20 protein-coding genes and 1 riboswitch are annotated in these 24,752 nt (G+C 42.1%); of the genes, 4 read left to right on the forward strand and 16 right to left on the reverse strand.

The window, feature by feature from the left end:
* Positions 1 to 171 precede the first annotated feature (171 nt).
* Positions 172 to 936 (reverse strand): TrmH family RNA methyltransferase, encoded by a 765-nt coding sequence (locus ACFPRA_RS15605; protein WP_381436615.1) that lies wholly within the window; start codon positions 934 to 936, stop codon positions 172 to 174.
* A gap of 92 nt (positions 937 to 1,028) precedes the next feature.
* Between ACFPRA_RS15605 and sspI the strand changes: the two genes are divergently transcribed.
* On the forward strand, positions 1,029 to 1,241 hold the full coding sequence (gene sspI, locus ACFPRA_RS15610) for a small acid-soluble spore protein SspI (protein ID WP_381436618.1): 213 nt from the start codon (positions 1,029 to 1,031) through the stop codon (positions 1,239 to 1,241).
* Positions 1,242 to 1,660: 419 nt separating this feature from the next.
* Here sspI and argF read toward each other — a convergent pair whose 3' ends face one another.
* The 5 genes from argF to ACFPRA_RS15635 form a co-directional block, all read right to left on the reverse strand.
* Positions 1,661 to 2,626, reverse strand: coding sequence for an ornithine carbamoyltransferase (gene argF, locus ACFPRA_RS15615; protein WP_381436620.1), 966 nt, complete (start codon positions 2,624 to 2,626; stop codon positions 1,661 to 1,663).
* Positions 2,627 to 2,765: 139 nt separating this feature from the next.
* Positions 2,766 to 3,854 (reverse strand): M42 family metallopeptidase, encoded by a 1,089-nt coding sequence (locus ACFPRA_RS15620; protein ID WP_381436623.1) that lies wholly within the window; start codon positions 3,852 to 3,854, stop codon positions 2,766 to 2,768.
* 168 nt (positions 3,855 to 4,022) lie between these two features.
* On the reverse strand, positions 4,023 to 5,837 hold the full coding sequence (locus ACFPRA_RS15625; protein WP_381436625.1) for an ATP-binding protein: 1,815 nt from the start codon (positions 5,835 to 5,837) through the stop codon (positions 4,023 to 4,025).
* Between the two features lie 229 nt (positions 5,838 to 6,066).
* Positions 6,067 to 7,047: a diaminopimelate dehydrogenase gene (locus ACFPRA_RS15630; RefSeq protein ID WP_381436629.1), complete on the reverse strand. Its 981-nt coding sequence runs from the start codon at positions 7,045 to 7,047 to the stop codon at positions 6,067 to 6,069.
* A 16-nt stretch (positions 7,048 to 7,063) separates the two neighbouring features.
* A complete protein-coding gene (locus tag ACFPRA_RS15635; RefSeq protein WP_381436632.1) occupies positions 7,064 to 8,173 on the reverse strand; it encodes a hypothetical protein in 1,110 nt (369 codons plus the stop codon).
* Positions 8,174 to 8,335: 162 nt separating this feature from the next.
* On the opposite strand from ACFPRA_RS15635, the gene ACFPRA_RS15640 reads away from it, so the two are divergent.
* Positions 8,336 to 9,499 carry an MFS transporter gene (locus ACFPRA_RS15640; RefSeq protein WP_381437570.1) on the forward strand — a complete coding sequence of 388 codons (1,164 nt, stop codon included), beginning with the start codon at positions 8,336 to 8,338 and terminating at the stop codon, positions 9,497 to 9,499.
* Positions 9,500 to 9,525: 26 nt separating this feature from the next.
* Positions 9,526 to 9,569: riboswitch (PreQ1 riboswitch) on the forward strand.
* Between the two features lie 77 nt (positions 9,570 to 9,646).
* Positions 9,647 to 10,144, forward strand: a complete 498-nt coding sequence (queF, locus tag ACFPRA_RS15645) for a preQ(1) synthase (RefSeq protein WP_381436635.1) — start codon at positions 9,647 to 9,649, stop codon at positions 10,142 to 10,144.
* A gap of 76 nt (positions 10,145 to 10,220) precedes the next feature.
* Here the strand turns inward: queF and recQ are convergent, their stop codons facing one another.
* The 9 genes from recQ to ACFPRA_RS15690 form a co-directional block, all read right to left on the reverse strand.
* Positions 10,221 to 11,993: a DNA helicase RecQ gene (gene recQ / locus ACFPRA_RS15650; RefSeq protein WP_381436638.1), complete on the reverse strand. Its 1,773-nt coding sequence runs from the start codon at positions 11,991 to 11,993 to the stop codon at positions 10,221 to 10,223.
* A 122-nt stretch (positions 11,994 to 12,115) separates the two neighbouring features.
* Entirely contained in the window at positions 12,116 to 13,189 is a 1,074-nt protein-coding gene (locus ACFPRA_RS15655) for an ATP-binding protein (protein WP_381436641.1), read from the reverse strand.
* Between the two features lie 175 nt (positions 13,190 to 13,364).
* Complete coding sequence (locus ACFPRA_RS15660) at positions 13,365 to 13,781, reverse strand: hemerythrin domain-containing protein (protein ID WP_381436643.1); 417 nt, start codon at positions 13,779 to 13,781, stop codon at positions 13,365 to 13,367.
* A gap of 174 nt (positions 13,782 to 13,955) precedes the next feature.
* A complete protein-coding gene (locus ACFPRA_RS15665) occupies positions 13,956 to 14,672 on the reverse strand; it encodes a dihydropteridine reductase (RefSeq protein ID WP_381436646.1) in 717 nt (238 codons plus the stop codon).
* A gap of 284 nt (positions 14,673 to 14,956) precedes the next feature.
* A complete protein-coding gene (locus ACFPRA_RS15670; RefSeq protein ID WP_381436648.1) occupies positions 14,957 to 16,360 on the reverse strand; it encodes a SpoVR family protein in 1,404 nt (467 codons plus the stop codon).
* Positions 16,357 to 17,523 carry a sporulation protein YhbH gene (gene yhbH, locus ACFPRA_RS15675; RefSeq protein WP_381436651.1) on the reverse strand — a complete coding sequence of 389 codons (1,167 nt, stop codon included), beginning with the start codon at positions 17,521 to 17,523 and terminating at the stop codon, positions 16,357 to 16,359. The genes ACFPRA_RS15670 and yhbH overlap by 4 nt, the downstream gene beginning before the upstream one ends.
* A gap of 124 nt (positions 17,524 to 17,647) precedes the next feature.
* Complete coding sequence (locus ACFPRA_RS15680) at positions 17,648 to 19,543, reverse strand: PrkA family serine protein kinase (protein WP_381436653.1); 1,896 nt, start codon at positions 19,541 to 19,543, stop codon at positions 17,648 to 17,650.
* 136 nt (positions 19,544 to 19,679) lie between these two features.
* A complete protein-coding gene (locus ACFPRA_RS15685; RefSeq protein ID WP_381436656.1) occupies positions 19,680 to 20,507 on the reverse strand; it encodes a DUF368 domain-containing protein in 828 nt (275 codons plus the stop codon).
* Between the two features lie 270 nt (positions 20,508 to 20,777).
* The gene (locus ACFPRA_RS15690; RefSeq protein ID WP_381436658.1) at positions 20,778 to 21,926 is read right to left on the reverse strand and encodes an acyl-CoA dehydrogenase family protein; all 1,149 of its coding nucleotides are present in this window, start codon (positions 21,924 to 21,926) and stop codon (positions 20,778 to 20,780) included.
* A 320-nt stretch (positions 21,927 to 22,246) separates the two neighbouring features.
* On the opposite strand from ACFPRA_RS15690, the gene rpoN reads away from it, so the two are divergent.
* On the forward strand, positions 22,247 to 23,560 hold the full coding sequence (rpoN, locus tag ACFPRA_RS15695; protein ID WP_381436661.1) for an RNA polymerase factor sigma-54: 1,314 nt from the start codon (positions 22,247 to 22,249) through the stop codon (positions 23,558 to 23,560).
* 88 nt (positions 23,561 to 23,648) lie between these two features.
* Here the strand turns inward: rpoN and trhO are convergent, their stop codons facing one another.
* A complete protein-coding gene (gene trhO / locus ACFPRA_RS15700; protein ID WP_381436665.1) occupies positions 23,649 to 24,626 on the reverse strand; it encodes an oxygen-dependent tRNA uridine(34) hydroxylase TrhO in 978 nt (325 codons plus the stop codon).
* Positions 24,627 to 24,752 lie beyond the last annotated feature (126 nt).

Below are 24,752 nucleotides of genomic sequence, written 5' to 3' on the forward strand. Positions count from 1 at the left end.
CGGCAGCTCTCGGGGTGAACTTCAACAGACACTTGCCCATCTGCGCTTCCAGTCAAGGCGCGGACTTCCTTTCGGTTCGTGTGATGTCTACTTTTCCCGGTCAATGCTTTTGATTTTTTCATTCATTGCTAGTATACCCGAAATCATTTTGTTCTTCAACAAAGTGTAACGTTAATTTTTTGAATAGGCATAGAGCAAAATACCCGTGGCCACTGCAACGTTCAACGATTCCGCTTTTCCATACATCGGGATTTTAACGGTTTCATCAGCTATTTCTAACAGTCCAGGGTCGACTCCGCTGCCTTCATTTCCAACAATGACTGCAAACTCAGCTTGCGGCTCGACTTCAAAATGATTGACTGCATTTTGCAGACCGGTCCCCAACACGCGAATACCCGCTGTTTTCAATTGCGATACCCGTTCGAATAAATCACCCTTAACGACTGGGATATTGAAATGGGACCCTTGTGCCGAACGAACCGTTTTCGGATTGTACGGATCCGCTGAACCTTTTCCGAGGATGACCGCATCCATCCCTGCTGCATCTGCTGTCCGAATCATCGTCCCTATATTGCCTGGATCTTGGACAGCATCTACGAGCAACAGTTTTTTCCAACTCACAACCTCTTCTTCGGCATGTTGTGGTTGACGGCAATGCGCGTATACACCTTGTGTATGTTCTGTTTCCGAAATTTCTTTAGCGACCGCATTGTTTATTTCCACTATATGTACATTTTCCGTGGACCAATGGGCAGGCAATTCAATACCTTCCCGTACCATCAATGTCAGGACGATTCCTTCATGCTTTAATGCTTCCTCGACTAAGTGAAATCCTTCCACTAGAAATTCTTCCGATTTATCACGTTCTTTGCGCGTTGTCACTAGCTTCTTCCAATGCTTCACCAATGCGTTTTGTGGGGATTCAATGCGTTTCATCTATACCGTTACCGCCTTTTTCTTTTTAGTGTATCAAATGACGGTATAGTTGGCGATATTTGTGTACAAAATGACTGTGGGAGGTTGATAAAATGGATTTCCAAATAAGAGATGCGATTACGGCAAACATGAGAAATAATTCAGCGGAAGATGTCCGTAACGTCGTCGAAGATGCAATTAAACGTGGAGAAGAACACTTGTTACCAGGACTTGGCGTGTTCTTCGAGAAGCTCTGGAACAGTTCCGGCGAACAGGAGAAATCAAAAATGGCAGGCGAACTAGCACAAGCGTTTTCTGCTGGATGAATAATTTCGAAATGGCGTGGGGAACAAGCACCTGCGCCATTTATTTATCTTTATTCAGCGGGTATCCAAACGCCTGCTGAATAGTAGAAGAACGCAGGCTAAGATCGCCACGTCCTGTGGCAACGCCTGCATGACCTGCATCGTGCAGGCCCAAGCCTCCGGCGTATGTCACAGATTTTGAAAGGAGTTCAATGAAGGCAAGCTAAATGCGCGACGTCCTAAAAAGAAAGTGCCTTAATTTCTGCAAAGATCACAGAAATTAAGGCAAATCGAACCCTCCGCTGTCCGATTCGCAACGCTTGCATGACCCACATCGTGTGGGCCTCAAGCTCGATTCAAAATCTAGATGCAATTACGCCGAGGCGTAATTGATTATAAAAAACAAGCTCAGGCATGAAAACCTAAGCTTGTTGATTGATTCATCCTAATAATGTTGCAAGAACTGCTTTTTGTGCGTGCAGACGGTTCCCTGCTTGTTGGAAGACGTAGGAGTTCGGTCCATCGATAACGGAAGTCGCGACTTCTTCCTCACGGTGCGCAGGAAGGCAGTGCAGGAACATATAGTCTTTCTTCGCATACGCAACCAATTCATCATTGATCTGGAAATCCTTGAACGCTTCAAGACGTGCAGCCGCTTCATCTTCTTGGCCCATACTCGTCCAGACGTCCGTATAGACGACATCTGCATCTTTCACAGCTTCAACAGGATTCGTCGTAGTGACAACACTTCCGCCATTTGCTGTCGCAATCTCTTGCGCTTTCAAAAGAAGGTCTGCGTCGTATTCGAATCCTACGGGCGTTGCAACCGCTGCGTGCATACCCATATGAGCCGCCGCAATGATCAAGGAATGCGCCACATTATTGCCATCCCCGATATAAGCGATTTTCTTTCCTGCCAATGACCCTTTCACTTCCAGTATCGTCAGCAAGTCCGCTAAAGCTTGGCACGGGTGAAAAATATCCGTCAAACCGTTAATGACTGGAACTGAAGTATGCTCTGCTAGTTCCTTCACCATTTCATGTGAATTTGCGCGGATCATGACACCATCCAAATACTCCGAGAAGACATGACCTGTATCATAAACCGATTCCCCACGACCGATTTGCAAGTCTCTTGCATTCATAAACATTGCATGACCGCCGAGTTGGATCATCCCTACCTCAAATGAGATACGTGTACGTGTAGAATGCTTTTCGAAAATCATTCCTAATGTCTTCCCTACCAACAATGGTGGCATATGTCCCGCTAACATTTCCTGTTTCATATCATTTGCAAAATCCAATAAAAACGCGACTTCTTCGCTTGTATAATCAAGAAGGGATAATAGATCTTTTCCTTTTAAACCATTCGCTATTTCCATATTCGTCTTTTTATACGTCACCATTTCCTCAACCCCAATCGTTAATTTCGATTTGTATATTCAATTATATGTATGCATAATTATAAAGTCAAGTGCATTATTATGAAAAATCACAAAAAAACTGCACAAGTCATTTACCCGACTTGAGCAGTTCCCTAAACATTTATTCAAACGTTATTTTATTCACTGTGACACGATCTAACTTTTTGATGACTTCCACCATCAGTTTCACGGTGTTTTCAAAATCATCGCGATGCAACATAGCTGCATGCGAGTGAATATAACGAGTCGGAATACAGATTGCCAGAGATGGCACGCCTTTCCCTGAAAGATGAATGGAACCTGCATCCGTTCCGCCACCCGCCATCGTTTCGAACTGATAAGGGATGCCATGTTCTTCAGCCGTATCAATGACAAGTTCCCGCAATCCTTTATGCGAAACCATGGAAGCATCAAACAACACAAGTTGTGGACCATCGCCCATTTTGCCCATCGCTTCTTTCGATGAGACTCCCGGCGTATCACCTGCCACACCGACGTCAACCGCAAAACCGATATCCGGCTGGATTTTCGCCGCTGCCGTCCGCGCCCCGCGTAGACCGATCTCCTCCTGCGCAGCGCCAACCCCGAAAACGATATTAGGATGCTTCTCACCTTTTAACGCTTTCATCACTTCAATCGCAATAGCACAACCGATTCGGTTGTCCCATGCTTTGGCAAGCAAGTATTTTTCATTATTCATAACCGTAAATTCAAAATAAGGAACGACCATATCTCCAGGCAAGATTCCCCACTCCATCACTTCCTCTTTGGAAGTCGCACCTACATCGATAAACATATCCTTGATATCGACCGGCTTTTTACGTGCTTCCGGTGTAAGTATATGTGGAGGCTTCGATCCGATAATACCTGTCACCGTATCCCCTTTGCGCGTCACAATTGTTACCCTCTGCGCAAGCATGACTTGTGACCACCAACCGCCAACCGTTTGGAAAGAGATGAATCCTTTATCATCGATTTTCGAAACCATGAATCCCACTTCATCGAGGTGACCGGCCACCATGATTTTCGGTCCATCTGCATCGCCCGTCTTCTGAGCGATCAAAGACCCTAAACCGTCTTGGGTCAGAGCATCCGCGAACGGCTCTATGTATGTTTGCATCACTTCGCGCGGTTCACGCTCATTTCCCGCTATCCCTTTTGCATCTGTGAGCGCTTTCAGCATCGTTAATGTATCGTCTAATTTCGTCAAATGCTTCGACCTCCTAAATAACTCATACATGAGTAGTATATTCGAAATGGGTGCTATTATCAAAACATTACGGATCGAGGAACAAATAAAGTAAAAGGGGAATGAAAATGACATTACTGATCAACTATTTATTTTCAACATATTTCTATTAGCATCAAAATCACCCAGTTAGTTAGAAACCGATAGCGGAAGACGGATTTCCACAGTCGTTCCATAACCTTCTTTACTTGTAAATCGAATAGATCCTTGATGGTTTTCAATAATTCTATAACTGACCATAAGACCTAGACCAGTTCCTTTCTCTTTATGTGAATAGAATGGCTCTCCAAGTTTACTTAGCCGTTCTGGCGGGATACCGATACCTGTGTCTACGACCAAAATTTTGACCATCTGATTTCCTTCAATCATCGTACTTATTCTTAATTCACCTCCGCCCGGCATTGCCTCTATTGAATTTTTCAGAAGATTAATTAATACTTGTTGAATTTGCTTCGGTTCACAATAGATGAATTGATCTTTGTCATAAAGTTTTATTTTAAAGATAATATTTTGTAGCATTGCCTCTTTTTCCATCAATGAAACAACTCGATTTATTTGGGTATGAATAGATGTAGTAGTGAACTCCATACCGATACTCGGCTTTGCAAGTTGAAGGAAATCTTCAATTGTCGATTCAATTTTATGAAGCTCTTCCTGCATGATGGGACCGTATAGATTTTCCTGCTCCGTTGCAACTAATTGAATAAACCCTTTTATAGACGTTAATGGATTTCTAATTTGATGAGCAAAACTTGCAGCTAATTGTCCAACGGTGTTTAGCTTGTCCCATTTTCTTAAAAGCTCGTCTTGCAATTTCTGTTTAGATATATCTTGTGAAAGCGAAACAAATCGTATGACCTTCCCTGCTTCATTTATGATGGGCGTCAACTTTGTTCGAATCCAACAAACCTCTCCGTCTTTCCCCACCACACGATACTCGATTATCTTTAATTCCCTCGCCGATTCATCATAAAATCGAATGAGTTCGGTTTTATCGTCTGAATGACAAGTTGAAACTAAAAGCGTACTGTCCCTCATCAAATCGTAAATAGGAACCCCAAGGAGTCCTTCCATCCTTCGGTTTATGTAAAGAAGCTTTTTCTTCTCGACATCGTACTGGCAAATGCCAACTTCCACATTATTTGTAATATCCTTTATTAATATTTCTTGTTGTAAAATATACTCCATCTGCTTTTCGATGAACGCTTTCATTTCTAACGTTTCCTCAAGATTTTTTGATAGCGCAATAACGCCTTGAACCCTTCCTTTATTATCATAATCCGGCAATATACTAAAGTTCACTGGAATCATAATACCGTTTCTCGTCATTCGAGCGGTATTCATTCGGATGACTTTTTCACCACCAAGCAATCGATTTTTAATTTCTATAAATTCATGCATAAGATGATCAGGAACGAATGGACTCTTGTTCCCTTTTAGTTCTTTATTGTTCCACCCAAATAGCTTATCATAGGCGTTATTAACAGCAACGACAGTCCCATCAAAATTACAGTTGATTGCTGCATTGTCTGTTAGGTCTAGTACCGTAATTTTCTTTTCAACTAATAATTGTTCAACTGCCGTATAGCCGGATGGATCTGCAATCGGAATTGCCTGTACACATACTTCGTCCAAAGAAACCCATCTACACAAATTCACATAAAACGGCAAACTATCCCCTTTTATTCTGATTAATCTGAAAGTGAATGGAATAACCCCTCCTTCATAGGATTCAGTAATACGCTGCATAAATAATGTACGATCTTGCTCATGTACCACTTCCAAGATCGATGTGTCGGTTATAGAACCGACTTCTCTCCTCAACATTTGACAGAATTCTTTATTTGCACTAATTATTGCTCCGTCTTTAGTCAAGCTAAAATTGATTGTTATAACGTCAACAGTTTGAGCATTAAGCTCTTCATCTACATCCGTATTCATCATCAACATGCCTCCCTTGTTCAGAAGAAAAAACGATCAAAACAGCTTTTCTAATCTCTCTTGAAATATATCACAACAATCCGACATTTTGGTGATTTTCCGGATTTCGAAAATGCACAATTCAAGTCCACAACCCGAACCACAAAGAAAGAAGCCAAGCTATCCGCCCGGCTTCTTCCTTGCTTCCGAATTATTTTCAAAATAAATGTGACCTTCAGCCGATGAACACTATTTACAGCAATTCCTTCCGCAAATCAGCAGCGCTCTTCGGTGATAGCAAACCAGGGGCAATATCAAATACCGTTTTTGCACCCGCCTCACCGTTTTGATTCAAGCGGTAAGCCGCACGTGCATAAGCGACAAGGACACTGGATGTGAATTCAGGGTTGCTGTCGAGTTTCAAGGAATATTCCATCACTTGTGCATTGCCTTCGCCCGTTTTACCGCTACGGATCACGAAACCGCCATGAGGCATTGCGGAGTGATCGCGTTTCAATTCTTCTTCAGAAATAAATGTCACCGTCGTATCATAGTCCGTGAAGTAGTCAGGCATCGTGACAATTGCCTGTTTCACTTCTTCTGGATTTGCACCTTCTTCTAAGACAACATAGCATTCACGTGTATGCTTTTCCCGTGTAGATAATTCAGGGAATGATCCGCTACGCACACGGTCAACTGCATCTGGCACAGGAATTGTATATTGGACGGCCCCTCTTACGCCCGGGACTCTTCTTACCGCATCTGAATGCCCTTGACTTAAGCCTTTCCCCCAAAATGTATAGGTTGCACCTTCCGGAAGAATCGCTTCGCCATACAGGCGATTGATGGAAAATAAACCTGGATCCCAGCCGACGGAAATGATGGCCGTCTTGCCATTCGGTTTTGCGGATGCATCAACCGCTGCAAAATATTCCGGAACTTTCGCATGCGTATCAAAGCTGTCCACTGTGTTGAAATGTGCTGACAAAGCAGGACCTTGTTCAGGTAAATCGTTTTTCGATCCGCCACACAGGATCAGGACATCGATTGCGTTCGTAAAATTTTGGATGTCATCCATCTTATGTACAGGTACGTTCCCATTCAATAACTTCACATCTTCCGGATTTCTTCTGGAAAATACCCCGACTAATTCCATATCTTCGTTTTGACTGATTGCGGATTCTACACCACGTCCTAAGTTTCCGTAACCTGCAATTCCAATTCTAATTGTCATCTTCCAATAACTCCTTTCATGTTACTGCTTTCATATTCAGCAGTTTGTTGTATAAGTTTACCTCTTTATTCGTCATCTTTCTAGATAACCTATCCGCTTTTGCTAAAAAATCTTCATCGACAGCCCCAAATCCGTACCTGCCCTCTTCTTGTCGAAAGATCGGGAGTGCTTCGTACTTCAGTGGATAGCCGCCATCTTCTCGAATGAATCCTTGGAGTGATTTTAAATAGTGCAATACCTCTGCATGCAATTTCCCATTCATGTGAAGGGATTCCGTTGCTGTCAATACGAATGTCGTTGTTTCCCCATAGGGTCCGCTTCCATACCGATTTCCTACATTCTCAGCAATCCATCCTGTAAAGCGCCCTTTATTGGAAAGACGATCAATTTTGTTGAAAATCGTTCGTAATATATCCACTTTTATGAAAGATAAATCGAGATCCTCTTTTTTCAACTTCTCATCATCAAAATGAAAGACCCATCCAGCAGTCGTCATCTCTCGATCCACTATACTTTGCAATTCAACGAAAGGACCGGTCTTTCGCATTTCATCATTATAGAGTTCGACAAGTGTGATTTGCATATCATTTTGAACATGTTCCGGCATCTGTGCGACCAATTGCTTATCGATTGCAAATTCTCCGTTTTCAACCCGTCCAAAATAGAACGGAATTTCCTTCTGGATACTGATCAACGCCGAGGCCAAACGGGATTGCTCGTCATCCTGTCTGACGTTCAGCTGAAAGGGAATCGTTTCCACTGAATCGTCACGCTTCCAGAAAACCGCCTCCATTAGGATCGTATCAAAAGTGGAACATGCATGTCGGACGACAATTCCAGCTTTGACAATATCGGACGCATCGAAATGATTCGGTTGTATAAAAAATTCAATGGATGGATCCGCCGCGATTTTCGGAAAGATGGGATGCCCTGTCGACAATCTTTCGTGTAGAACGGGTTCATCTTCTTTTTTAATTAAGAATGATGGTTTCCTTGTCAAATTTCGCGTATAGAATGGCTCGTACCAATGCTCCAAATCGAGTTCGACGAAAATATATTGTTTTTCAATTTGTTCTTCAATCGCTTTCTCATCCTGCTTACTAAACAACTTTTTTATGAAATTCAATGGATGGATCCCCTCCGCTAATTCGTTGGTATGGAATCATCTTAACGTTTCCACCATGAAAACGCTATTCCAACTGCATTGTTCATAATCTAGCCTTTTCACTAATCTCCAAAAAAATGTTAAACTATAAGGGATGCATTTCAATTGAAAAGAGGCTTCATTATGCGCGGTTTTGTCTATCTGATCGTCTTTTTCTCGTTTTTTGATTTATTTTCACAGTTACCCGTCATGAGTCCGTTTGCGCTTTCGCTCGGGGGCACACCGTTTTTGGTCGGACTTGCTGTCGGTATGTATTCCTTTTCCAATACGATCGGCAATATCATCTCGGGATTTATGACCGATAAAAGAGGGCCGTTCCTCATACTTGTATTGGGATTGTTCGCTTCCGCCCTTTCCCTTTTCCTCTACTCGGCAGTAGCGGATGCGTCAGCATTGCTCGGAGTCCGGTTCATCCACGGTTTCATGGAAGGGTTGATTGTTCCAGCGGCATTCACTTTTCTCGCCAATCGTGCCGAAGAATCGAAAAGAGGTCGTAATGTCGCCATTTCAGGTGCATTTGTCGGACTTGCCGCCATCATCGGTCCAGCATACGGGGGAATAGTGGCTGCCAAAACAAGTACACCGTTCATCATGGCTATCAATGGGGGGATTATGTTTCTGTTAGCGATCCTCGCATTCTTTGTTCTCCGTTCATTCAACTATGTTCGTAAACTCAAGGCCAAACAAATTCGGCGCTTTCCAGTGAAAAACTTATTCCGAAATCGGGGGATGATACGGGCATTTGCAGGCGCATTTTTTCTCATGTTCTCACAAGGCGTCCTTGCACTCGTCTTACCTTTGAAAGTCGAATCGCTCGGATTTGATACAAAAACGAGCGGAATATTATTGAGCACGTTCGGTGTTGTTGCAATCCTGATTTTCCTACTGCCAATCAACCGAATATTCGACCGTGCCCGTCCGGTTTCGACGCTTGCATTCGGCATCACACTGATGGGCTTGAGCATGTTATTTTTAAGTCAGATCGAGGAATTGAATTTTTTATATGTGGCCATGGCAATTTACGGGGTAGGCTTCGCTTTCCTTTTCCCTTCCATCAATTCCCTGCTCATCGACTCGTCTACGACTGAATACCGCGGAAAAGCATATGGCTATTTTTACGCATTCTTCTCAATCGGTGTCGTAGCAGGATCGGGTCTGATCGGATTTTTGGACCTTGAGTTCCGAGGCGCATTCATGCTAACAGGTATCATTTTGCTAGCCGTAGCGGTCTATACGTTGCTCGGAATGAAAAAAGGTTCTATTGACAAATCAACTCCTGTCGCTTAAAGTCAAAGACGAAATGAATACCCTGTCCGGGAGAGGTTCATAGCGACCCTCTATAAAAAACTATGTATGGATGTACGGTCATTCGACACGGCTTTTTTAGATTGCATAGACGAACCTCCCCGACAAAATTTAGGGGAGGTTTTTTAATTGGCTGGAAGAGATGAAGCAACATTGAGTGATTTGACATTGCTCGGCAACCAAAATACGAAATACGCATATGAATACAATCCGGATGTGTTAGAATCCGTCGACAATATGCATGTCGGAAGGGATTATTTTGTCAAGTTCAACTGCCCGGAGTTTACATCCCTTTGCCCAATGACGGGCCAACCTGATTTCGCAACGATGTATATCAGCTTCATACCTGATAAAAAATTAGTCGAAAGTAAATCATTGAAACTGTACTTATTCAGTTTCCGGAATCACGGCGATTTTCATGAAGACTGCGTCAATATCATCATGAATGACTTGATCAAACTGATTGAACCGCGTTACATCGAGGTTTGGGGCAAATTTACGCCACGCGGTGGGTTATCGATCGACCCTTACTGCAATTACGGTAAACCTGGAACGAAATACGAACAGATGGCCGATCATCGAATGATGAATCATGACCTCTATCCGGAGAAAATCGATAATCGCTAAAAAGTGGCAAGTTCACTAATTGAAGATAAAAACATCCGGAGCGACTTGGCTTTACAGTCATCTTCCGGATGTTTTTTTACGCTTTTTCCATCGTATACGATTTGATCTCGTTCATGAAGGCTTTGCCGTACCTCTCCAACTTCGACAAGCCGACTCCATTCACTTCAAGGAATTCCTCATCTGTTACAGGCATTCTTGCAGCCATATCCCGCAATGTTTTATCGGAAAAGACGACAAAAGGAGGGACCCCGGCTTCTTGGGCCAAGTTCAGACGGAGTGCACGAAGTTGTTCAAATAACGGATCATCGTTTGTAATCTGTTTCGTCACAACGGACACTTTCCGGTAGATTTTCACTTTCCCTGTCAAGACATCTTTGCCGCGCTCACTGACATAAATGATGGGAAATTGTCCGTTCTCAACAGATAGGCAATTTTCGGAGATGATGAACTCGATAAAATCAGAAATTTCTTTTGTGTTACGCCCTTTCATCAGTCCATAGGTCGTCAGTTTATCAAAACCGAATTCCAAAACTTTTTTGTTCCTTGAACCTGTTAACACTTGTGCAATCATCGTTTTTCCGAATCGTTGCCCCATTCGGATGACACAAGAAAGCACCATTTGAACGTCCACCGTTACATCGGAACTTTCCCTTGTATCCGTGCAGTTGGCACATCGTCCACAAGCCACTACATCCTTTTCACCAAAATACGTAATGATAAATTTTTGTAAACAAGTTTCCGTATGACAAAAATCGATCATAGATTGCAGCTTTTCCAGTTCCGCCGGAATCCGGCCTTCATCTTGTGACTGGTCGATCAGGAAGCGCTGCGTGTGAACGTCCTGTGATGAAAACAATAATGTGCAATCACTATCGAGACCATCACGTCCAGCACGCCCGGCTTCTTGATAATAGCTCTCCATATTTTTCGGCATCTGATAGTGGATCACATATCTTATGTTACTTTTATCGATGCCCATCCCAAAGGCATTTGTAGCAACCATCACTGTTGCTTCGTCCATTAAAAAACGATCTTGTTCCAATTGCCGTTCAACATCCGACAAGCCCGCATGGTATTTGGCAACCGCTACCCCACTTTTCCGTAACATTTCATAGACGGAATCGACCGCTTTCCGTGTAGCTGCGTAAATGATACCCGCTTCCCCGTCATTTTTCTTTACATATTCCTTCACGAATTTGTCCCGATCTTGTCCTTTAATGACTGAAAAGGTAAGATTGGATCGTTCAAAACCGGTCATTACCGTATTTGCTTCTGTGATATCAAGTTGGCGGCATATATCTTCCCGCACATCGGGAGTGGCGGTTGCGGTAAGTGCCAACACGATCGGTTTCTCGTCGAATATCGAAATGATGCTACGAATATTTCGATAGCTCGGTCGGAAGTCATGTCCCCATTGTGAAATACAATGCGCCTCATCGATTGCGATCATCGGAACATAAATCGAACGCAGCCGATTTGTAAATGCTGTGGAATCCAGTCGTTCCGGTGCAACATATAGAAGACGGTACTCTCCCCGTTCCGCCCGGTCCATCGTCTCCCGATATTCCTCTGTGGATAATGAACTATTAATGAAGGCAGCGGCGATCCCTGCCTCGTGAAGCGCATCGACTTGGTCCTTCATCAGTGAAATGAGCGGGGAAATGACGAGTACAGTCCCTTCCATGACCAATGCCGGCACTTGATAGCAGATGGACTTCCCTCCGCCTGTCGGCATCACACATAGCGTATCTTTTCCGGACAGAACATTGCTGATCACCTTTTCCTGCCCTGTTCGAAACGAATCATATCCAAAATAATCGCGTAACACAGTTGTTGCTTTCGTTATCAATGATTTATATCCCCCTGTTACTTTCGAAATCATCCATTCGATTGATGCGGGAGATTATCCCATCTTTCTATTATAGAAGAAGAAAGACCCTTCTTCAATCCGACAGGAAGCATTCTACTTCTTCATGATGGGATAATGATTGGCAGGCGAATTTCGACAGTCGTACCAACACCTTCCTGACTTGAGAATTGTATGGTTCCGTTATGACTTTCGATAATTTTATAGCTGACCATTAAACCAAGTCCCGTTCCTTTCTCATTTTGTGAATAAAACGGTTCTCCGAGTTTCTGAAGCCGCTCCATGGACATCCCGCTTCCGGTATCTGCAATTGTAATTTTGACCATATTATCCGCTTCTACTGCCGTTCTGATTTCGATAATTCCTCCGCTTGGCATTGCCTCTATTGAATTTTTGATAATATTCATGAAAACTTGTTGAATTTGCTTTGACTCGCAACGTATGAAAGCGTCCTCACTATTTTGAAAAACTTGAATTTCTATATCGCGAAGCATTGCTTCCTTCTCTAACAATGAGACAGCTCGCTTAATCTTATTCTGAACCGAAGCTATGGAAAATTCGGATGTACTACTCGGTTTGGCGAGTTGTAGAAATTCCTCGATAATGGACTCTATCATTTCGACTTCTTCGGTCATGATCGCTTTAAAAGACTTGTCATTTTTCAATTCGAGCAATTGGATGAAGCCTTTGATCGTAGTCAAAGGATTTCTAATCTGATGGGCAAGACTTGCCGCCAATTGCCCAACAACGTTTAATTTATCCCATTTTTGCAAAAGTTCATCATGCAATTTTTGATTTGTTATATCTTGGGTTATGGAAATATAGCGTAACACATTTCCTGCCTCATCTAGAATTGGCGTAATCGTTGTGCGAAGCCATCGAATCTCTTCGACCGTATCCAGTACTCGGTATTCTACGTCTGTTTGTTCTTTGAATGCTCCCTTATAAAACCGAGCCAAGTCTGCTACATCTTCCGTGAGACAATTCGCAATGAACATCCGATGATCGCGTAAGACATCGGCGACCGGGATGCCAAGAAGACCTTCCATCGCCGGACTGAGATATAGAAACTTGTTTTCCATTGCATCATATTGGCAAATTCCCACATTTAAATTATTCGTTATATCCTCGATTAACATTTGCTGTTCTACCAAATGTTCAATTTCATATGTATTCATAAAACCGCATCCCTCCTTCTTTTAAAATTATTAAAACTTTAAATACTATTTTATCATATTTTTCAAAAAGGAGAGGATAATGTTGAAAATTCCCGTAATTTGGATGGTTTTACTTATCTACGCAGTCGACTTTATGAATCAAAAAAAGCACCAGATTTCGGTGCTTAAAAAGGGATTATTGTTGAAATAGTAAGCGTTCTTCATCGCGACTATGTATTTCATTGACGACCATCAATGCTTGAAAGCGTTGTAGAACAGCGGAGCTTAAATTTTCTTTTTCACGCAGTTCCTCAATATCTTTCACAATGATACGCAGTAAATCATGATCTCTCGTCAATTGGGTGACAGCATCTTTCAATTCCGGTTGTTCCTCCACGATTTCCCCATAGAACCCTTCTTCCTCCGCGTCCGCATGGCTGATAACACGTGTTTTCCAGTAATCGATCAGATCGTCCGCTGCCCGATTCGCAGATGAAAGGTCCCCCTGCTGTAAAAACTCCAGCAACCCTTCCGTTTTCTCGTTAGCTCCCGATAATCCCCCTTCGTGAATTGCACGATGGGAATGTAGTTGTTTTAACGCTGGACCTGCCATTTCAATCACCCTTTCACTTCATTTGTACCATTAAGGGTAACATAATCACAAATAATTAGGAAAAGATAAAAAATAATAGCCTTTCTGTTAAGAAAATAAGAAACAGAAGGGCTATTTGTGAAGTGTGCGTACCAGAAATGATGCAATTTTCATCTACTGGACTTACAATCACTCTTAAATTGACAAATCAAATGATAAGAACTTAGATAGTTGTCGTTCATGCTTGTCGAGCACAATCCGCGCCGGATTGATGCCCTGCTCACGCAGTACTTCAATGTTCTGAACGATGAATTCGTCGCTGCCGACAACATAGAAGAGTCCATCCTTGTCTGTAGCAAGATTCTTCACTTCATCATAGTAGTCTTTACGGTTATCGACGAACTGTGAGGTGAACTTCTTGTCAGGTGCGGATTTAAAAATATCAGTGAATAAGAAATCTTTCGATGAATCGATGTTCAAGGAATGAATTTGATTGACGTTATCAGCACGTTCGAAATAATCAAGTACAAGCGGTCTGAAAGTTGCCAGGCCAACACCTGATGACAGTAGGTAAACATTTTTGTCTTCTCTTTTAAGCGGTACATTCGAATGCGTCTTAAATACGGCAACTTCATTGCCGACTTCAAGATTTCTTAAAATCGTTTTAAACTCAGAGCACTGCTCTCTGATGCGTGTCGTAATACCAATTGAATTTTCGTGCGGTAAAGTGGAGATGGACATATGGCGAATCAGGCTTCGGTTTGGTTTATCTCCAGCATTAAAACCTTCCAGTGCGAAGTGAGTGTGGGAACCTTCTTCCCATGTAAAGTCTTCCGGACAATCGAGCAGGTACGTTTTGATCTCAGGCGTTTCTTCAATAATCTTATTTATTTTAGTCCAGTATATTTGCATCATCTATTCTCCTAACTTAATTATATCTATCGTTACTATCTAGTATACAATAATTGATAATTATTCTCAATTAAACAGACTAATTATTTCAGATAGTTTATGTGACATCCGCCGGAGGCTTTATCTTCGTTCAGCGGGCGTTTAAACACCCACTGAACAGTAAACCAAAACGCATTCATCTCGCCACCTATGAAGGTGGGAGTTTTCCACTAAATGAAGATAAAAGAGGGCCGTCGCAGAAAGTCAACTTTCACTGACTTTCTGGACCGCCCCTAGTTGTCTGGCTAAACATATCGACGATGAACTTTATTGCGATCATAGGAATAGACGACTTGCATATTCTCCACACTAGTTTCTAAATGGACGATTCGACCCCATAACTGATAAATATAAGGAAGCACATTTTCCAAATACTGAAGATCGAGTTCCGTCCCTTCATACTTATGCACTAAATACAATTCCCCGTTACGTAAATAATCTCCATTTTCTACTACGATATATGGAAATCCACCATTCACCCGAATGGAGACAAGTTGGTCGCGGACCAATTCATAGTCTTTTGTAGAAATTTTATAATCGCTTCCTTTTTTCTCGAATAAATAGAGATCTTCCTGTTCGGCCAACTCTTTCGTTAAATAATTTCGGATAAAAGAAATATCCGATTCGATTTCCCGCACTTCAAAAATCTTCTCCCGACCCGAATTCGGCTTGACGCCCAGTTTCCTCATTTCCTCATCCGGTTCGTTGTAGCGTCTTTCGATGTCTTCAAAAATTTTCACCCCGAGATAGTAAGGATTAATGCGAGTCTTTGAAGGTTGCACCACATTGGCATTCAATGTGGCAAACTCGATCGTTTCATCCGAGGTTAAATCCATTTCCCTGAGGATTCGTTGATGCCAATAAGATGCCCAGCCTTCATTCATAACCTTCGTTTCAAGTTGCGGCCAAAAATAGAGCATCTCTTCCCGCATCATTGTTAAGATATCCCTTTGCCATTCTTCAAGCTCACGGCTATTTTCTAAAATGAAGAGCAGCAAGTCTTTCTCTTCTTCCGCAGGGAATTTCCCTGCTTTTTTCTTCGTTTTTTTCGTTTCAGGTTCCCGCTGATCCAAACTCCATAAATCATCATAAGGAGTTTTTCGTACATAGCTTTCCATTTCTTCGTCCAACTCATCAATCGGTTTTTTCCCCTTGTTTAAAGTAGGATCGACATGTTCCTGAATCGCCAAAACGGCATCCAAAAATCGTTCAACCTCTTCCTTTCCGTGAACCATTTCATATTCTGCAATTCTTTCCGCAGTCGCAGTCATACTTTCAACCATATCTTTACGTGTATTGGAAAAACGGACATTGTTTTTAAAGAAATCGCAATGAGCCAGAACGTGGGCAATGATCAGCTTATTTTGAATTAGGCTGTTCGTATCCAGTAAAAATGCATAGCATGGATCCGAATTGATAACAAGCTCGTAAATTTGGCTCAGCCCAAGATCATATTGCAACTTCATCCTATGAAACTGTTTTCCGAAACTCCAATGTGTAAACCGTGTTGGCATGCCATATGCCCCAAACGTATAAATAATATCCGCTGGACAGATTTCATAACGCATCGGATAAAAATCGAGTCCGAACCCTTTGGCAATGTCTGTAATCTCACCGATGGCCCGATGAAGCGCTTTATATTCCGTCAATCGAACCCCTCCGCATTTTTTTGGAAAAAGCTTTTGAGCGCGTGATACACATCTTTTTTCTCCTTCAAGATATATGGACGGAATTTCGGATGGTCTATCGTCTTATAGGTGTTCATCAATGTGGAAAAGCGATTATACGCATTCACTTCCCCGTATCCGAACATATTCGAAACAGTCATGAGCTCGTTGACCAATTGAATGCATTTCGCATTGTCGGAAGACATGTTTTCCCCGTCCGAAAAATGGAAAGGATAAATATTATAGCGTGACGGATGATACTTTTCTTTCACTAACTCCAATGCTTTGAGATATGCGGAGGAACAGATCGTCCCGCCACTTTCCCCTTTCGTAAAAAAGTCATCTTCAGTTACAACTTTTGCTTCGGTGTGATGTGCGATAAATTCAATTTCGACACTTTCATACTTCGAACGTAAAAATTTAGTCATCCAAAAGAAGAAACTTCTCGCAATAAATTTCTCGAAATTCCCCATGGAAGCACTCGTATCCATCATAGCGAGTACAATGGCTTTCGACTCCGGCTTTTGCACATCGTTCCAAGTTTTAAAACGAAGATCATCATTATGGAATGGTGCAATTTCTGCCTTCCCTTTCATTGCATTCCTTTTGACGGCCGATAAGATCGTCCGTTTTTTATCAATATTGCCGATCAGCCCTTTTTTTCGAATATCATTGAATTCGATTTTTTCCGTTGTCGTCTCGGCATGGTCTTTTCGTTCCAGATTCGGCAACTCCAGTTCCTTGAATAGTGCCTCTTCAATTTCGGCAATGGACACTTCCGCCTCTGTATAATCATGACCAGGCTGATTCCCGGCTTGTTTACCTTGCCCTTGCCCGCCCTTATCCTGTCCTTTATCACTTGCCACGACATCTCCGACCTGACTATCCCCGTCACCTTGCCCTACATGTTTGGACTTGTCAAAGTTATAACGGATTTTATATTCATCTAGTGAACGGATTGGAATTTTGATGACTTCCTGACCATTCGACATGATAATACTTTCTTCACTAATAATATCGGGCAAATTATTTTGAATGGCTTCCTTTACTTTATCCATATGCCGTTTCTGATCCTGATACCCTTTCCGATGGAGGGACCAGTTTTCCTGAGAAACGACAAACTGATTTTCCTGTTTTTCGCTCATTTTCACCCACACCTATCTATTATCTATCCGAGATTTTATAACTCCAATGTATTGAACAGCAACGATTTTTGAGAAAAAAACAAGACCAATGCATCATCAGTCTTGTTTTTCCCCTTCAACTCCGCTATCGATTCAACAGACTTCCAACATAACGTAATAACTCATTGGCAGAAGTAGAATTATAGCCGTATTCGTCAATCAATCGCGCAACGACCTCATTGATTTTCTTCAGCTGCGATTCATCCGGTGTTTGAGATGAAGTTGTAATTTTTACAACATCTTTCAAATCGGCGAACAATTTCTTTTGGATCGCTTCTCTTAGACGATCATGGGATCGATAGTCAAAACGTTTTCCTTTTCTTGCATAAGCGGAAATCCGGATAAGAATTTCTTCCCGGAATGCCTTTTTCGCATTTTCCGAAATTCCAATCTGTTCCTCGATCGAACGCATTAGCTTTTCGTCTGGGTTCATCTCTTCTCCAGTTAACGGATCTCTCAATCTGTTTTTATTGCAATACGCTTCCACATTATCCAAATAATTATTCATTAACGTGATAGCCGATTCTTCATACGAATAGACAAACGCTTTTTGGACTTCCTTCTTGGCAATCTCGTCGAATTCTCTTCTCGCAATGGCAATATAATTCATATACTTTTCCCGGTCTTCCTGGGAAATCGAAGCATGCTGATCCAGTCCATCTTTTAAAGCACGTAAGACGTCAAGCGCATTGATGGAAGGCACTTCTTTGCGAATGATGGCCGAAGAAATCCGGTTGATGACATAGCGCGGATCTATACCATGCATGCCTTCGTTCGGAAACTCTTTTTTCAATTCCTCTACATCGACTTGGTTAAATCCTTCCACGTTTTCTCCGTCATACAACCGCATCTTTTTGACGACATCCAATCCTTGTTTTTTCGAGTCTTCCAATCTCGTCAATACCGAGAAAATCGCGGCGACACGCAAAGCATGCGGTGCAATATGAACATGGGCCATATCGCTTTCCTTGATCATTTTTTCATAAATACGTTCTTCCTGGCTGACTTTCAAATTATACGGAATCGGCATAACGATAATTCTTGAATGCAAAGCTTCGTTCTTTTTATTGGATATAAAAGTCCGGTACTCCGTTTCATTCGTGTGCGCGACAATCAATTCATCCGCACTGATCAATGCAAAACGTCCTGCTTTGAAATTCCCTTCTTGCGTAAGGGATAAAAGATGCCATAGAAACTTTTCGTCCAGTTTCAACATTTCCTGGAACTCCATCATCCCTCGGTTTGCCTTATTTAATTCTCCATCAAATCGATACGCACGCGGATCCGATTCAGAACCGAATTCAGCAATCGTAGAAAAGTCGATGCTCCCTGTCAAATCCGCGATATCTTGTGATTTCGGATCAGATGGTGTAAACGTCCCAATCCCGACACGTTTATCTTCCGAGAAAAAGATCCGCTCCACTAACACATTTTCAATTTCCCCACCGTATTCTTTTTCCAAACGCATCGTATTCAAAGGGGATAAGCTTCCTTCGATTCGAATGCCATATGTTTCATAAAAGTCGTGGCGCAAATGTTGCGGAATGAGATGAAGGGGATCCTCATGCATCGGACAACCTTTAATGGCGTAAACCGCCCCTTCATCCGTTCTAGAGTAGCTTTCAAGCCCTCTTTTCAACAACGTCACAATGGTTGACTTACCGCCACTTACCGGTCCCATTAACAATAAAATCCGCTTTCGGACATCTAACCTCTTTGCCGCTGGATGAAAATATTCTTCCACTAATCGTTCAATCGCATCTTCTAACCCGAAAATTTCTTCTCCAAAAAACTGATAGAGGCGTTTCCCGTCTCTTTCGATTAACCCCGAGCTTTTGATCATATTGTAAACACGCGAATGAGCTGTCTGGGCCACTTCTTTCCTTTTCTTTACAACGTCCAAGTATTCCGCAAATGTACCTTCCCACTTCAACTTGTTTTCTTCTTCTCTAAAGCTTCTTACTTTGTCTAAGATATCCATTGAATTCCCTCCATTCAGGGCATGGTTTTATCTATAGTATGCGTGGAACAAGCTAATCATGACGGCTCTATGAAAACATAAGAAAAGCGCTACGTTCATAAACGAATTTGAATCGTCTTGAACGTAGCGCTTTTCATCATTTACTTTTAACGGGTATATCATTCGACGAACTGAATAAGTTCCCGACAATCAGCCCTGTAATGAAAGCGATCACGCTGAGTACAAACGGTGTTCCGCTTTCTGGTATTCCGGGATAAACGATAAATAAAGATCCGATGACAAGGCCAATCATTACTGCAAATGTTGCATACTTGTAGTGCGACAGCAAATATTGGATCGTCTTGCCACTAATGAGTAAACCTACGACCATTCCGGCACCGATGACGATGATGATGGGAAGATTAAAATTTGAAAGTGCCCCAATTACTGTTGAATAAACACCGAGCACCAACAATAATAAGGACCCACTGATTCCTGGCAATAACATCGCCACACTGCCTGTTAATCCCGCTAAAAAGAGAAGAATTACATTTCCACCAGTTAAGGCAGTGATCGGTTTTTGACTCTGTGGCAGCATCGATGCTAAAAAGGCTAGTAAAATTCCTACGACAAGAATAAGTAGGAAATGGGACCACTTGAAATTCTTTTTCACATTCGCTTGTTTTGCGATAAAAGGAAGGACGCCTATCATCAGTCCTAAGAAAAAATATTGTGTTGGAGCATGATAATTTTTCAATAAAAAATTCATTACTTTGCTGAATACAAGTAGCGTAACAGCAATGCCAATTGCTAGCGGCACCAAAAAACCGATATGTTTTTTCCAATCACGACTGAAAAAACCTCTGATTGCCGTCAACAACTCATCGTATATCCCTAAAATGTTGGCGATGGTTGCGCCGCCCGATCCAGGAATAAGATCGCTGATTCCCATGAAGAATCCTCGATATAAATTTCTCCACTGCATAAAACCTGTTCCTCCAATTTCAATTGAATGTTCTTAGTATACCATTTTACGAAAGTGAAATGGAGGGTCTCTCTACTTATTTCCCTTTCTATCCTATGGATCCCCTTCAATTTCCAACTGTCTAAGACGGCTAAGTGATTGAAAAGTTCCTTTTTGATATGCATGACGCCTCGGCATAATTGATTCGCTAATGATACAATAGGCCGGCCCTATTATTATGAAGTGAATTTAAAAAGTGCCGGCGTATCTATCGCTAGCACTTTCTACATCTTATAGTCCCATTTTCTTCGCAATGATCCCTTTCATGATTTCATTCGTCCCTGCGTAAATCGATGCGACCGGAATATCCCGATAACGCCTGGCAATCTTATAATCTTCCATATAACCATAGCCTCCATGTAACCGCATACACTCAGCGGAAATCTCATGAGCGGCTTCGGTTAACCAATATTTAGCCATGGACACTTTCTTAACAATTTCTTTCCCTTCTATGTGATCTTCAATGAGCGATTCAAGAAACGTTTTCCCAAGTTCCACTTTCGTCGCCATTTCTGCTAGTTTAAATTGGGTATTCTGAAATGAAGAGACCGGCTTTCCGAATGCTTGACGGGATTTCACATAATCAATGGTCATTTCGAGCATGTCCTCGGATGCAATTTGTGCACTGATTGCAACGACGAGCCTCTCCTGTTGAAGCTTTTCCATGAGATATTGAAAACCTTGACCTTCTTCACCAAGCAAGTTTTCGACAGGAACACGACAGTCTTCAAAGTATAGCTCTGCTGTATCTTGCGCATGAAGACCGACTTTGTCCAAGTTTCGGCCTTTTGTGAATCCCGGCATTCCCTCTTCCATAACAAGGAGACTGATTCCCCGATGTTTCGGTTCAGCATTTGGATTCGTTTTTACGACGACGAGGAATAAATTACCGTTCACCCCATTCGTAATAAACGTCTTTTGTCCATTCACAATATAATGATTTCCATCACGTATGGCTGTTGTTTGCACATTCGCCAAATCGGAACCTACACCCGGCTCGGTCATTGCAATCCCTGTAATATAGTCTGCTGAGGTACACCCAGGCAGCCAACGTTCTCGTTGCTCTGGGGAACCGTAAGCTTCGATATACGGAACGACAATATCATTATGCAAACTAATCCCGACTAAACTTGTTCCGACCCTTTCCAACTCTTCCATAATAACGACACAAAAGCTAAAGTCTAGTTCAAGCCCCCCGTAATCTTCGCTCACTTGCGGACAAAGAAACCCTAACTCGCCGAGATCTTTCCAAAACTTCCGTGGGATAATCCCTTCCTTCTCCCACTTCTTATAGTTCGGCACCGCTTCTTTTTGCAAAAATTTTCGAAGCGTTTTTCGAAATATAAGATGTTCCTCCCCTTCAAACCTGTATCTCCCCACTAGCAATCCCCTTTCTTTTGATACATTACGCCTCGACGTAATCATAATGCATTTCCAATGATTCCCATCATGCGAAACATGACTTTGGAAATGCGTGGTAGATCGCAGTCACCCGCGCTCTAAATCCTATCAAAGCATGTTTATCAAACTTAAGCAACTAACAAGTTATAATTGTTCGAAAATACATTACACTTGGTATAATTGCTTCCGGAAAACGGAAAATTATTTTCTCTCTCGATGTTCTATGAAGTTAATGCTATAATAGCACTACACTCGTGAAAGCGCTGCCAAATTTATTTTTTTGAAAGGGAGTGATACAAATGGAGCTAGTTCTTCACCAAAAGCTGGAACAAAAACTATTAATGACCTTTGAGCTTAGACAAGCTATTGAACTATTACAATATTCCACTTTCGAACTCGACCAATTTATCAGGGAACAGGAACTTGAAAATCCTTTGATCGAATTGAAGGAAAAGGATGGACATAATCAATATGAAGAGCGTATACAAAGGGTTTCCTCGACATCGGACTCTTCTGAATCCCTGATTGAAAAAACACGATCATTTGAGGCCAATATGAGAGATGAATTATTTGCACAAGCAAAATTCATGTTTTCAGATGAGCATATACTCTACTTATTGAGCACACTCATTTATAATTTGGACGATAACGGCTATTTAAACCAGCCCGTTGGCGAGTCCATGATCTCCCTAAACTTGACCGATCTTGACATCGAACGAGGAATCCAGTTACTCCAGCAGTTCGCACCGCTTGGCACCGGGGCACGAACGTTGAAAGAATGCCTACAATTACAGCTGAAGTACGGCTATCCAGATGAAAAAGAGGCGGAATATTTAGTGAACAATCATTTGCAGTTATTAGCAGATCGCAAGTGGAATGAGCTTTCAGCCTTGATGAAAATTCCATTAGCAGAAGTAAAAAGGTTGTCCGATTTAATTCGCTCGCTCAATCCTCGACCATGTACGTTTATTGCCGATTTTGCGACCGATTATTTGAATCCGGATATAATCGTTGAATACATAAACGATGAATTTACGTTCCACTTGAATGATGGCAATTTGCCTTCCATCCAAATCCATCAAGATTATTCACGTTATTTGCAAGGAAAAAGTGATGTTGCCAACTATATGCACGAGCATTATAAAAGCTACCAATGGCTGCTGAATAGTATTGAACAGCGGCGTAATACAATCATCTCCATTATGCATGTACTGCTCGAAAAACAGAAAAATTTCTTCTTGAAGGGATTTCAAGCTTTGGAGCCACTAACTCTAAAAGAAGTGGCAGATGAGATTGGCATGCATGAGTCTACCGTTAGTCGTGCGACGGCAAATAAGGTCATTCAAACACCATTAGGCTCCTTCAATCTTCGGTTGCTTTTTACATCGAAGTTGGAAACGACCGACGGAAGTAGCATCTCCCAAACAACCGTCAAATCCTTGCTAAAAAGCTTTATCGATCAGGAAGACAAATACAGACCGCATTCCGATCAAAAAATTGCCGACTATTTAAAATCCGAAAAAGGAATCACGATTTCCAGACGTACGATCAGTAAGTATCGAGAGGAAATGAATATTCCCTCCTCAAGTAGAAGAAAAGAAATTCGTGTATAACAACAAAAGCGCAGTGCGCCTGCCTAGAGTCTAGACGGAAACAAAAACGTCAAGGTAGCAAAATAACTACCTTGACGTTTTATCCATGTTAATTTGATGCATGCACTTCATTCTTACGACGTTCGATCGCTTCTAGGCGCTCATCATACTCTTCGACTGTCAACTTATGCTCGACAAAGTAACGATTGCGCGGATGTGTACGGCATTCGTCCGAACAGCTGCGCATATAGAAATGCTCGTTCTCTTCAGAACAGAGGATTTTCGCATTACATTCAGGGTTCGCACAGTTTACATAGCGCTCACATGGTGTTCCATCGAAATGATCCCGACCAACGACCACATGTTCCACCTGGTTAATTGGTACAGCGATCCGCTCATCGAACACGTACATTTGACCATCCCAAAGCTGTCCTTGTGCGACAGGATCTTTTCCATATGTGGCAATACCACCATGCAATTGACCTACATCTTCAAAGCCTTCACGTACAAGCCAGCCGGAAAACTTCTCACAGCGAATGCCTCCTGTACAATAGGTCAGGATTTTCTTCCCTTCGAACATCTCTCGATTCTCCTGAATCCACTCTGGCAAATCACGGAAGTTTTCAATATCTGGACGAACTGCTCCCCGGAAATGTCCTAAATCGAACTCATAATCATTCCGTGCATCGATGATAATCGTATCCTCTTCCTGCATTTGCTTGAACCATTCTTCGGGACTTAAGCGTTTTCCTGTCAATTCATTCGGATTGATATCTTCTTCCAAACTTAAATTGACAATTTCTTTACGCGGTCGCACATGCATTTTCTTAAATGCATGTCCATCTGCTTCATCGATTTTAAAAACGATATCACTGAAACGCTCGTCGCTTCTCAACAGTTCCATATAGGCATCCGTCTGCTCAATCGTACCGGAACAAGTTCCGTTGATTCCCTCTGTTCCGACAAGGATACGACCTTTCAAACCGATTTCCTTACAAGCCGCCAAGTGCTCCGCTGCGAACGTTTCTGGGTCTTCTACAGGTACATATTTATAGTACAGAAGAACCCGATAAGAATTTTTCTCCATTTTTCCAACCACCTTGTTTTTTATAATTGCATGTTATAGCCAACAACCGGATCGGATGATACACATGGTTTTGTTAACATACAAAAGCAATCCCGTACTCATTAAATCCGGGACCTTGACATTATA

It is taken from the genome of Sporosarcina soli, from assembly GCF_042655805.1.
Classification (GTDB): Bacteria; Bacillota; Bacilli; order Bacillales_A; family Planococcaceae; genus Sporosarcina; species Sporosarcina soli.